At 60.9% G+C, this 11,922-nt stretch carries 8 protein-coding genes; 5 read left to right on the forward strand and 3 right to left on the reverse strand.

Annotation, left to right across the window (positions count from 1 at the left end):
- Positions 1-33 precede the first annotated feature (33 nt).
- The 5 genes from IU514_RS02840 to IU514_RS02860 all read left to right on the forward strand — a co-directional run bounded on the left by IU514_RS02840 (position 34) and on the right by IU514_RS02860 (position 4,272).
- Positions 34-468, forward strand: coding sequence for a hypothetical protein (locus IU514_RS02840; protein ID WP_194929578.1), 435 nt, complete (start codon positions 34-36; stop codon positions 466-468).
- 452 nt (positions 469-920) lie between these two features.
- On the forward strand, positions 921-1,880 hold the full coding sequence (locus IU514_RS02845; protein WP_194929579.1) for a hypothetical protein: 960 nt from the start codon (positions 921-923) through the stop codon (positions 1,878-1,880).
- A gap of 176 nt (positions 1,881-2,056) precedes the next feature.
- The gene (locus IU514_RS02850) at positions 2,057-2,509 is read left to right on the forward strand and encodes a helix-turn-helix transcriptional regulator (protein ID WP_194929580.1); all 453 of its coding nucleotides are present in this window, start codon (positions 2,057-2,059) and stop codon (positions 2,507-2,509) included.
- Positions 2,510-2,524: 15 nt separating this feature from the next.
- A complete protein-coding gene (locus IU514_RS02855) occupies positions 2,525-2,935 on the forward strand; it encodes a hypothetical protein (protein ID WP_194929581.1) in 411 nt (136 codons plus the stop codon).
- Positions 2,932-4,272 (forward strand): DUF3987 domain-containing protein, encoded by a 1,341-nt coding sequence (locus IU514_RS02860; protein WP_194929582.1) that lies wholly within the window; start codon positions 2,932-2,934, stop codon positions 4,270-4,272. The genes IU514_RS02855 and IU514_RS02860 overlap by 4 nt, the downstream gene beginning before the upstream one ends.
- A gap of 161 nt (positions 4,273-4,433) precedes the next feature.
- Here the strand turns inward: IU514_RS02860 and IU514_RS02865 are convergent, their stop codons facing one another.
- From IU514_RS02865 to IU514_RS02875, 3 genes are all read right to left on the reverse strand, one after another.
- Positions 4,434-5,171 carry a MobA/MobL family protein gene (locus IU514_RS02865; protein ID WP_194929583.1) on the reverse strand — a complete coding sequence of 246 codons (738 nt, stop codon included), beginning with the start codon at positions 5,169-5,171 and terminating at the stop codon, positions 4,434-4,436.
- 295 nt (positions 5,172-5,466) lie between these two features.
- Positions 5,467-8,883, reverse strand: coding sequence for a TM0106 family RecB-like putative nuclease (locus tag IU514_RS02870; protein ID WP_194929584.1), 3,417 nt, complete (start codon positions 8,881-8,883; stop codon positions 5,467-5,469).
- 176 nt (positions 8,884-9,059) lie between these two features.
- Positions 9,060-11,915 carry an ATP-binding protein gene (locus IU514_RS02875; RefSeq protein WP_194929585.1) on the reverse strand — a complete coding sequence of 952 codons (2,856 nt, stop codon included), beginning with the start codon at positions 11,913-11,915 and terminating at the stop codon, positions 9,060-9,062.
- Between the last annotated feature and the right edge of the window lie 7 nt (positions 11,916-11,922).

The raw sequence follows: 11,922 nt of genomic DNA on the forward strand, positions 1-11,922 counted from the left end.
ACAGCGCAGCGCCATCCACCTTCGAGGTGAACCATGAAGATCATCGCCGCCCTGTTCTACTTCGCGCTGTCGTTGTTCGGCTGCGATGTCGGCCGCAGCACGTTCGTCGACCGCATCAGCACCGAAGGCGCAGCCGATTTCCTCTACAGCAAGACGACGGTCGAAGGCGGCGTCGCCCGCTTCGAATGCCTACGCAGCGCGAGCGGGGAGTGCCACTACACGGTGTTTCCGCGCGAGTGCGCATCGGCAGCAAGCTCCAAAGGCAAGCGAAGCGTCCTCTGCCAGAACGAGCCTGTCGAGCGCTTCGCCGTCGCGAACGGCGACAGCCTGCAGATCCGCGGCCTGCGCGACTTCCGTCTGTGCGTCAGCACCGAAAGCAAGACGCCGGGACCAGAGTGCGAGATGCCCAGGCCGATGGAGGCACCACTACATGCCTTTGCTCGACCGTTGGCATGGTCTTCCCTGTAGGTTCGAACTCGCGTCGGCGCAGGTTCGCGGGCTCAGGTTCGCGGGCTCAGGTTCGCGGCAATGTCGGCTTTATGGTGGGCCCACCAGCAATCGAATACCGAGCGTAGGCCATTGATTTTACGAATCAATAAGCAATTGCTCATGCAATGCTGACTCTCAATCTGACTCACATTTTGGAGCGTCAGCCCTAGCTGCCAAACTTGATCCTACCGCGTCGAGCCTAAGTCGCTCGTGCGCCAGTTGGGCGACCGCGACTCGTACCGGCGTCGCGAGTCACAGTCGGCGCAACGTTCTTGCCGAGCGGTGTGGCCCGACCTTGCGTCCCCAGTCGTGGGCCTTGGTCGGCCCATGAGCTAGGGACCTGGTGGCGGAACCGGCTGGGTTCCAGCATCGCCGGAAGCCAGCTCACGGCAGCCATAATTCGCACATAGGCACTTGAGCGGGAAACATCGATGGGGAACAAAAACGGCGCCGAGGGCGGATCGCTTCAGGATCTCTTGAACAGCGGCGAGCCGATCACGCACTTTTTCTACGAGTACCGAGGCGAACGCGCAGTTGAGCCTTTGTTGCTGATCGAAAATGGGATCACGCTCTGGCACGAGCACATCTACACCAATGAGGTGCACGACAACAGCTACCTCTGGGAGCTAGCCGGGTCGATAGTGGAGGATCGCGGCGACACTCCAATGTACTCCTGGGTGGAGTGGGTGCGATACCGAATCACCACAGGCGCATTTGTCCCTGCACAGTGGGGTAACCAGCGACCCTACCCGTACAAAGGACTGTTGATTTCGGCAATCTATCTTCAAGAGGCCAGACGCCTATGCGCAGGAGGCCAGCCGGATAGGGCGTGGCACATCATTGTGCTCGCCTATTACCACCTAGGCTTGAACACAATGTCGTCGACGGCTCAAAACACGTCCAGGGCGGCGCACGTAATGCACGCTGGAAGGACTGAGAAAATCAGAGCGCTTGTCCTTGGCGCGCTGGACAAGATCAAAAGAGACGGATCTGCGCGCAGCATGGAAAGTGCGAAGGATCAGGTTGTCGAACTGATTCGCACGAAGCGGGACCAGGACCCGGTAAAGCACTGGTTGAACGAGTTCGACACCATTGTCCCCGAGAGCACCAAAGGCCGGACATCGGCGAAGCGGAAGAATGACGTCCTCGTGCGCATACGGAACATGCTCGATAACTGGTCCTTGCCGAGCGGCCCCTACCCCGAATTAGCGGAAGCGTTTTCGCATTTCAGTAAGAGAAAGGACCGGAAAACTACCCCGACTAAAAATGACAGAACGACCGGCGAAGGTGTTCCGATCGACGAGTCTGAGTACTACCTGAGACTCATTAGTTTCGTGGAGGACGGGGAGGTACTGACCGTCAAGCTCTCCAGAAACGACGAACCCACGTAGCTCTTCGTTCCCCGTGGGTCAAGGCATTTGAGGGAGGAGGCGCCCCGCGCCTCCGGTCGGGGTTCATTCCCCGTCTGCATGCAGACAGTAGTGTCAAGATTGCTGGCCCCGGAAAGACTTCTTCGCACTGCAGCGCACTACCGCGTCGCAGCGTCAAACCTAAGAAGGAGTCTGAAATGTTGAATCGTCACACCAAGCTTGTCCCCCGCAACGGCGACCGCGGGGCGAACAAATCCTCCGGTCATGCGAACGTCGGCGTGAGCTTCGCGCCCCATGGCAACAGCCCCTACGGCCTAGAGCCCGGTTTTGAGTTCCTGCGTTCGTTGATCGAAGCCCGTGTCATCCAGCGGCTCGAGGAGATCTTCGAGCAAGTGCGTCAGCTCGAGGTAGTCGGGGACTACAAGGCCAATCGCCGTGCCATTCGCCTCCGGGAAGTTCTCAGCATCCTGGGCATCAGCAAGAGCACCCTGTACTCCCGCCTCAATCCCGCATCGCCCAGTTTTGATCCCGAAATGCCGAAACCCTTCAAGCTCGGCAGCCAGGCGAGCGAACGTGCCCCCTCCGTCTGGTGGGAGAGCGACGTGATTGCCTACCTGGAAGTCTGCGCCCAGATGCGCTCCTCCTTCTAATCAAGGAAACCCAACATGAAAATTGACAACACCCTCGCCGCCAAGTGCGGCGAGGCGAGGGAAACTCGTGCCGAAAAGGCCATCCGACTGCTCATGTCGCTGGGTGGCGACCCAAAACACCACAAGCTGAAGGAATTTGAGAAGTTCTATCCCGCCGTCCTTCACGCGATGTCCCGGAAGGTGCCACGAAAGACGATCCTGAAGCACTTGAGCGAAGGTGGCTTGAAACTCTACCCCGCTCTTTTCGAGGAGTTTCTGAGTTCGATGGCTAAGACCTACGAGGACCGGGGCGACGTCGTCACGTGCAACCAATGCGGGCAGGCAATCCAGCCCCCTCCTCAGCTCGTTCCCAGCCCGGGTGACAACCAGGCGACGCAGAATCCCGCTGACGAAATCGAGGCGGACGCAAGGGAGGTGACGGCATGAATCCGTTCCAAGCGACCGTCCATTACCAGTACCAGCCCTTCCAACTCGAATCCCTGCCCGTCCGGATCGGTGCCCTGCCTACGAAGCTCTTTCAGGAGGCGGTTGCAGAGTTCGTGATGGCGAGGGGATGTCGCCCGGAGTTCGGCTACCTGAGCGCCCTTGCCGCAATCGCGATCTCCATGCAGAACCTTTGCGATGTGGAGACGCCCAATGGTCATCGCTTTCCTACGTCACTGATGCTGGTTGGCATTGGAGGAGCGACGGCTGGCAAATCCGCTGCTGGAAACTACTTCCTCCAGTCCATCGAGAATTTCGAAGCTGCAAACGGTCATCGACTGCCAGGCGCTGGTTTCCTTTACAAGAACACCACCGGGCCGGCCCTCTTCGCTGGGCTCCACGAACTTCCGTCGGCGGGTCTCGTTTCCTACGAAGGCAGTGAAATCCTGAACGGTATCGTCCGCAAGGAAGCATCCAACCTGAATGCACTTTGGTCGGGGGAGTCCATCAAGATCCATCGAAAGACCGCGAAGAGCTTCGCGCTGAACAATGCCCGGTTGACCATGCTGGCGCTCGTGCACCCGGGACGGCTGCAGAAGTTCCTTTCCACGGCTGGGGAGGAGCTCAGGGATGTGGGCTTTTTGGCCAGACTGATGGTGGTGGAGGCCGACGACAGCTCCATGCCTTCACCAGAGGAGGCAATTCCAGAGCCTTGCCGGGAAGCTTTTGGACACCGGGTCCAGGAGCTCTTGGAACAGAATTTGGGCGCCGCCTCTGACTCGCAGTTTGAGCGGAAGGTAATGCGGTTCAACGAGTCTGCCGGTCGGCTTTGGCTGAAGTACGCTGCGCAGCTCAATGCTGACGGACGTCTTGGCGGCCGATTCGAACTGGCACCAGAACATGCGGGACGCCTGCCCCAGAATGTCGCCCGCGTTGCTGCGCTGCTTCACTACTTTGAGGGTGAAGAAGGAGACATCAACGAGAGCTCCCTCTACGCCGCCATCGCCCTGTGCGAGGCAGCGTCTCGAGACTTCGTGCGTCGGTTTGTCTCACAGATCAGTGAAGAACTGGATGCAACCTTCCTCAACGACTGGATCACGCACCATCGGCGACAAAACGGCCCTATTCCGCGGCGTTTCATGCCGCGAGCAGAGCTAAGGCGATGCGCACCAAATCGAATGCGAGACAATGCGATCCTGAACCCTCTGATTGACATCCTGATCGGCTGGGGCCAGCTGGGACAGTTCAAGAAGAATGGAACTTGGTACCTCGACCTCATGCCTTGGCAGGGCTCTTGGCCTGGGGCGGAGCCTTTCAAGCAAGGTCAGACTAGCCCGTAGATGCTGCTGAGACGCTCCATCCTGCTACGACGTAGCAGGATGGAGCCCATTTTCCCTCCGCGACACGCGCTCAGGTGTCTCACGGCCCTGGGTGGCGACCTGATGCAACCGCGCCTTCAGCACCGAGCGCCCACTACCCCTTCGCGCTGCGTGATGCCTAGTTAAACCGCGGTTGGTCCGCCTTCATCGCCGTCTGCTCTGCGTCGCAAGGCGGTGTACTTCCTTTTCTCTCCGGCGGACATGTCATTGATCCGCGCAGGCCCCAAATGGCGCTCAGCCCGACGCGCCACGCCTTGTTCCTTGAGCGTCCGATGATCCACCCGCGTTGAACAGCCCTTCCTCGCCAAGTACTCGTTCTGCAGGTCAGCAACTGCCTTGCGCTTCGCGATCAGGTCCTCTCGGAGCTGCGCTCGGCTTCTACCGGCATTGTCCTTCCTGCATCCGCCCGTCGCGGGGTTTTTAGGGTTGTAGCGCGAGAACATCCTCTCCGCGGGACGATCAACTTCATCTGGCAAACGATCCGAGTACATCAGGTGAAGATGTGGATTGTCCTGCCCCTCCAAGGATGATGTCGGCGCATGCACCGCGTACTGGTAAGGCTTGTTGCCAACCAGCTCTATTACCATCCTCGCCACCAGGGAACGGAGTTCTTCGGTTCCAAGTTCCCGTGGTAGAGCGATGACCAGCTCCCGGTACGCAGCTCCATTGGATCGTTCGAATTGATCTGCCGCCTTCCAAAGCAAACCTGGCTGATCGCTCGTCCACGGCGGCAGATTACCGTGTCCGGTGAAGAGGAGATCCCCTCGCTTGGAGTGCCACCCCTGCCTCGCGATGTACGCAGCGTGGTCTGCGGCAGCTCCTTTGTGCCCACTCTTAATTTCGCAGTGAAACGTAGCCATTTGTCACGACCTATTGAGAAAAATGAAAAGCCGACGAAGTCGCCCTCGTCGGCTTGCTTACGGATGACAGATTTGACTTCGTTGCCGTTGCGAAAACAGAAACGGTAAGTGCGCGTAGGCTTTTCCCCCACTTCTCGAACTATTCCATCACTGCTGTTGCGTATGGCTCCTGGTAAAGCGCGTTGCCTCTGTCATCTCATACATGAGGCCATCTCGTGTAAGAATTTACTCGCTTGGCGACTACTCACGCCCTGCTGTAACAGCACCCAAGTACGCAGATGCTCCAGATTCGAACCTACGCAGTCGCCATTGTCGCTTCCCTCGACCCTGTCGAGCCTTCGGCCAGCTGAGCGTCCGAAAAGTCCTTTACCCAGCAGAGCGTGTTCACCAAGGCCATCTGTTCCGGCGTGTTGCAGCGAATCGACATCAGGTGCGGACTGGCGACAACCAACGCTAGACACTTGGCACGCGATATCGCGACGTTCAGTCGATTCTTGCTGTAGAGAAACTCGATGTCTCGTGGCAGCTCGTCTCCTGACGACGTCGCCATGCTGACGATGACTACTGGCGCCTCCTGCCCTTGGAACTTGTCCACAGTCCCAACGCGCGCGCCTTCGGGAAGTGCGTGCTTCAGGAGGTTCACCTGTAGGTTGTACGGGCTGACCACCAGAATATCGGCGATGACGAGGGCACGACGCTCCCCATCCTTTTCCACGAACTCCTGCTTGAGCAGACTGGCATAGAGGGCGCAGACCGCTGAAGCTTCTTCTTCGCTACTCTGGCTTCTTCCGGAGTGCTCCACTGGAACGTAGCGAATCCCGGCCGATGCCAGCGCTGCGTGCGAGTCCGCGGCCAGCACCAGGTTCCGCCGCTCCGCACCACCGGCGGATCGCAGTCGCCCGTCATACACCGCATCGGAAATGAACTGGCACACGGCCGGGTGCATGCGCCAGGACTGTGAGAGGAAGACCCCCTCAGCTGGCGGAATCGTAGCCCGACCGTCGAGGAGGTACTCGAGGATGGATTCGCCTGACCGCCCGGGGTGGACGCCCTGGATGGGTTGGCTCAGCTGCATTTGATCGCCGAGCAGGACGATGTTGCGCGCACTGACTCCCATCGCCACCAGGTTTCCCAAGGACACCTGGCCTGCTTCGTCAATGAACAGGTAGTCCAGCTGGATGTCTTCAGGCAGGCCAGCGAAAGCCCAGGCTGTGCCCGCGAATAGGCGGTGCGTTGCGGGATCGTAGTCATCCAACCTGTCGCTGTTGTCGAACACGCTGGAGTCAAAGTGGGAGTCTGGATTGCTCGAGCTGGTCTTCTTGAATCCTCGAAGCGCTATGCCCTTGGCGCAAGCAACATCGACCACGCCATCGAGCAGATTGTGGATGGCTTTGTGGCTATTCGACGCGACACCGACGGAATGGCCGCGCCGGAGCAGGTCGGCGATCACATGGGAGCCCGTGTAGGTCTTTCCCGCGCCCGGTGGCCCTTGGATCACCAAGTGTGACTGCTGCATTCCCGCGACAACTCGAATAACGTCACTCGCTTCGAAGTCATTGGAGACTAGCGGGGAACCAGCCTCAACCCCCTCGATGACTGGTAGTCCCTTGGCAAGAATCCTCTTGACCGCCGAGAATCGGCCATCGTTCGCGAGCAGACTGTCGGCGAATAGCTCAACACGCGCACGCAAGGTCTTGTCATCCACAGGCGGCTTCGGGCCGATGCTCAACGTTGCGGGCAGCGGATCCGACCTTTTGCCGACCTTGATGCGGACAACCCGTTCCTTGTCGTCGACGGATAGCAGAGTAACCTGCTTGCCGGTGTCGATCCTCGTTCCCTGCGATCCAGTGCGATGCTTGGTCTCCTGCTCAGGATAGACGAAGGTGTAGACCAGCGATTGTTTTTCCGGATAGGGCTTGCACTCGGGATGCAGGGTCATCCCGCCAATGCACTCCCCGTCTTCGATGAGCTCATGCAGGTCCATCTGCTGGCAGTCAAACACCTTCCACCACTGCGGCTTCTGCTCGCGCCGGTGAAAATCGAGAAGCTGCGACGCCAGGAGCCTTACCACAGCATCCGTCTCCGCCAGATTTTCCACGTTGTCCAGCGCCAAACGCATCCGCGCGAGACGGTCCTCGACACTTTCTCTCTGATCTTCGCCCTGGGGCTCCGGCGCCATGGAAGATGATGTGCTTCGCCATGACGTCTCTGCGGGCCGCAACGAGAGCAACCAGGCATGGAGACCCGCGGTTGACTCGACGTCATCTCGGTTGTAGGCCTCGATCTGCGAGAGCAACACCGGATCGGCGGTCTGGCGCCATTGCTCATAGACGACAATGCTCGCGCCCGCGTTCTGGACTTCGCCTTGCCGTGGTGGTCGGTAGAAGTGCTCGATGTTCTTGATCGAGTAGCCCGGCTCTGACACGCGCATGCTTTCGCGGACTACCTTGTAGAGGTCGACGAGCCGTCCTTGCCTGAAGATGTCGTCAACCTGGCGTTCGCGGGTGCCATGGAGTGACATCAGCTTGCCAAGCGCCGTTTTCTCGTACGCGGCGTAATGATAGATGTGAGCGTCTGGATGCTTGCCCAGGTGATGGACGACGAAGTCGATGAAAGCTTCAAAGGCGACCTTCTCCTGTTCGCGGCTGTGCGCCCAGAACGGGACGAACTCCAGGTGTTCGCCCTTCCGATAACCAACGCCGAACAGGTACTCGAGGCCGCCTTTCTCCAGCGGATCGCCCTCCATATCGAAGTAGAGATCGCCTTCATCGGGCGGAGGAAGACGCTGGAAGCCGCGCCCGTCCCCCTCCGCAATCGGCAGGAGCTCCACCACCTTCTTCCCGGATATGCGTTCCTGCCACTGCAGCCTGGCCTGATGCCGCAGGACACCCAGCGTCTCGGCAGCGAGCTTGGGCACATGCGCGTTGTCACCCAGGTTTGCCAGCGCCTCCAGAGTGTTAACGCCAGCAGCGTTCAGCTTCTTGATCTGCGTCTGCCGGATGTTGGCGACCCGACTCAAGTGATCATCGCGCTCCCAAACCTGATCACAATGGTCTGCCCACGGACACTGCGCACACTTTGCGCAGGGCTCCGGGTAGGTTGCGCCCGTGTCGCGTTGTTGCGCTTCCAGAAATCGGTTGCGAAGCGTTTCGTAATAGCGGAGGTACTCGGCGGCACGATAGGTCAACCTGGCCTCATCGCCCAGCACGACGTGCATCGCCTCGGGCATGCGCCCCTGCCACTTTGCGAGGATCGCGGAGTAGAACGCGAGTTGGATGAGGTATTTGGCCTTGGGGCTTCTGGAAAGCTTGGTGTCGACCACTTCGTAGCTGAAGTCGCCCAGATCGGACGGCAGGTCTACGCGCTCCAGGAAATCGGCATAGCCGGCGAAAGCGCCGTCACGCAGCGCGGCCTGGTAGACGACATCTGGACCGGAAGCGAGCGCTTCCCGGGTCGCCGCGACTTGATCGTCGAGCCCTTCGCCTCGGCCGCTGACATCGACGACTGTTTTCCCTCCATCCTGGAGCGAGGCGTAGTACAGCTGCTCGTGCCGGATTCCGTGCTCCTGGATCAGGCGCATCGTCGGATCGTCGGCGGTCCGCTCGAGCGGGGTCTCCAGGTTGATGCGATCCAGTGAAGTCAGGTGCTCGCATTCAAGGAAGTTGACCACGTCGGTAGCGGAATAAATGACCTCGTCACCCAGCTTGCGCACGCGCTCTCCCTAATGAATCACCGTCCGTCCCGACCCACTCGTTCTCCAAACACGGTTGGCTTTTGCCGCAGGTTCCTCACGGTGTTGCTAAACGCCGCGTGAGGGGCGCCAGCTGCCATGACCGCTAACGACTACGCTAAGCCGAGCCGCCCAGCGGCTTCGGCTTGAATGAATCGCTATTCACCGGCCTCGAATTCCGCGCTCTTGAATTTCAGCGTGTTGCAGTTCTCCTTTACCGCACGCTGCAGCCCGTCGTCGAAGCCGGAGGCCGACTCAGCCTGAATTTCGATAGCGATCTTCACCTTCGCGCCGGGGCGCATGGTGAACTGCTGGACGACCTCGTCGACCAGGTCGGCGAACTGCTTCTTGGCCAGGAACGGGTCGAGCTCGATGCTGCCGTAGAACTGCTTCTTGGCCGTCTGACTCGCCGCTCCCGTCCCGGCCGTGTAGCCGCCCTTGGCCGAGTCTTCGACGCGTGAGTTGGTGCCACCACTCGCGGGCAAGCTCGTCGTCGCTGCACCGCCTCCAGCCTCGGCGTCCTTGGCACGAGAGGCTTCCTCGGCCGCGCGCAGCTGTTCCATGTAGGCCGCAGCGGCGAACGGTTCGATCAGCAGCAGCGACGAGTCCATGATCGGCGACGTGCGCTTGCCATAGCTGAACCCGATGTAGCGGCCATCCTCCTTGCCCTGCGCAAAGCCGAAGAAGTCGCGGCTTTCCGCCCCCGCGGCCATCGCCATCTGAAAGACTGTGCTGTCCTTCAGACGAGGCAAGTAGAGCTGCTGGCAGCTCTGCTGCCACACGTTCAGGGCGCTGACCTCCTTCGCATCATCCTTCCAGAACCAGTCCTTCAGCACCTTGGCCAGGTGGATCGGCGCCCACTCGGTAATGAGCAGCTCGTTCTCCTTGAGCACGCGCTCAACCTCCTGCGACCAGTTCTGCGCGCCGGGGTTGAGCTGGAAATGCTCCCACACCACGTCCGACAAACCCTTCCCAGGCCGAGCCTCCTGCACCGGGGCCAACAGCCACTTGTAAGTCTCTCGGATCATCCGCCGCACCGTCTCCTCGGCCTGCTCCAGGCTGGCCGTCGCCTGCTTGGCCATCAGGTTATCGAGGACGATGCGGTTGTCCTTGTAGTCGGCAACGATGCTGCGCCACGCCAGGTACGAACGCACGTGGTCCTTCAGCCGGCTGACGCTGTCGTAGTCCGCGGCCACGTAGATCAAGCGGTTCTGTTTGAAACGGGGCTGGTCACCGCGCTTCCGCAGGATCTCGGTCGCACGATCGATGGCCAGGCTCTGGCCGCTCTTGCTGTAGGCGGCGTCGGGCGGGAGTACCACCAGGCGCAAGGCCCAGTCGTCGGGCACATCGCCGCTGCCGGTGAAGATGTGGATGCCGCCGAAGATCCCGCTGGCAAAGCTGCGTTGCACGCGCTCGCGGACGGTGGGGAACACGTCCTCCTTGTCCTGGAAGCGCCGTTTGCGCTCCTCCATCTCACGCCGAAGGTTCGGGCGCGTGTCCAGCCAGAAGCGGTTGTTGGCGTGGTTCAGGTAATGCAGCCGGTCGCCGAGGCGGCGCAGCGCATCTTTGTACAGGTTGACCTGCTGGCCGGGTTGGGCTACCCCGAGCAGTACGCGCTCCAGTTCCAGGCCTCGCACCAGCTGGTTCGAGGTGCTGGGCGCGCTGCCCAGGAAGATGGCGCGGGCGGTGCGGCGGCAGGCCTGCACGCTGCCGAACCGGGTGTCCTTGTTCTCGATCTCCCAGGTCTCGGAACGCTCGCCGTCCACGTCGCGCTCGATCACCGGGTCCCAGCCCTGAGGCAGGTAGTAGATCGCCTCGTTGCGCGTGTCGGCGTCCATCAGCGGCACGCTGCCGGGCATGATGAGCGGCTCGTTATTGCCGTCCCTCCACAGCCGGTGGATCACCTTGGCCATCAGCTTCAGCACACCGCGGGTGCGCTGGAAGTTGTCCAGCGTGGACCAGTCCTCGTACAGTCGGTCAAACACCTCGGGGTGAATCGGGTAAGCGTGCAGCAGGCGCTCCAGGTACTTGCTGTCCTGCGTTTCCGGCGGAAAGTCGTCGCGGTTCGTGGTGTAGTAGTCGGCGAAGGCGCGGCACGCCGCCTCCATCGCGAGCTTGTCGTTGATGCGAGTGAACAACCGCCGGCGCACGATCTCGAAGGCCTCTTCGGTGGCCACCGGCTTCCACAGCGCCTGCACACGGCCGAAGTAGTGCTCCAGCGCGCGCAGCGCCTTGACGCCTTGCTGGCTGCCGGCCTCGCGATCCGAGAACGGCAGTGAGGCCAACAGCACCGCCGTCGGTACCGCCTTCAGTGCCTCGGTCAGCGCCTGCACGAAGGAGAGCTGGGTGTCGTAGGTGCCGCCCGAAAGCGTTTTGCCTTCTTCGAACTGCGACACGTAGCGCACCAGCTCGTCCATCAAGATCACGCAGGGCGCGCTGGCAGCCAGCATATCGGCCAGCTCCTTCTTGCCAGGTGCGGTACCCGTCTGGTCCGCGTCCTTCACGTGCTCGTAGCCGGCCTCGCCACCCAATTGCCAGGCCAGCTCCCCCCAGAGCGTGTGCACCGTGCAGCCGGCATGGGCCCGCGGCTTGCTCGCCAGGCTCAACATGTCGACGCCGTCGAGAACGGCGATGCGGGCCTTGGGCAGCTCAGTCACACCGGCCGAGTCGAGAATGGGCGACACGCCCTGCAGTTCGCTCGCCGACGCCGCGCCCTTAGCCAGGTGGTAGACCGCCAGCATTGTGTGCGTCTTGCCGCCACCGAAGGCCGTCTGCAGCTGGATCACCGGGTCGCCACCCTTGCCGGCCAGCCGCTTGACCACCGAGTCCAGCAGCAGCCGCATGCCTTCGGTGATGAAGGTGCGCTGGAAAAATAGCGTCGGGCTCTGATATTCCTCATTGGCCGTGCCCGCATGCACGCGCGACAGGTCCGCCGCGAACTCCGCTTGCTGGAACTTGCCCTCCCGCACATCCGAATGCGGCTCCGCGATCTCGCGCCAGGGTTTCATGTTCATGTTCTTT

Origin of the sequence: Lysobacter niastensis (assembly GCF_015453285.1) — a bacterium.
Classification (GTDB): domain Bacteria; phylum Pseudomonadota; class Gammaproteobacteria; order Xanthomonadales; family Xanthomonadaceae; genus Lysobacter_J; species Lysobacter_J niastensis.

Bases quoted from the DNA above. Each gene is read 5' to 3' on its own strand.
- IU514_RS02840 (WP_194929578.1), top strand. From the start codon at position 34: ATGAAGATCATCGCCGCCCTGTTCTACTTCGCGCTGTCGTTGTTCGGC.
- IU514_RS02845 (WP_194929579.1), top strand. From the start codon at position 921: ATGGGGAACAAAAACGGCGCCGAGGGCGGATCGCTTCAGGATCTCTTG.
- IU514_RS02850 (WP_194929580.1), top strand. From the start codon at position 2,057: ATGTTGAATCGTCACACCAAGCTTGTCCCCCGCAACGGCGACCGCGGG.
- IU514_RS02855 (WP_194929581.1), top strand. From the start codon at position 2,525: ATGAAAATTGACAACACCCTCGCCGCCAAGTGCGGCGAGGCGAGGGAA.
- IU514_RS02860 (WP_194929582.1), top strand. From the start codon at position 2,932: ATGAATCCGTTCCAAGCGACCGTCCATTACCAGTACCAGCCCTTCCAA.
- IU514_RS02865 (WP_194929583.1), bottom strand. From the start codon at position 5,171: ATGGCTACGTTTCACTGCGAAATTAAGAGTGGGCACAAAGGAGCTGCC.
- IU514_RS02875 (WP_194929585.1), bottom strand. From the start codon at position 11,915: ATGAACATGAAACCCTGGCGCGAGATCGCGGAGCCGCATTCGGATGTG.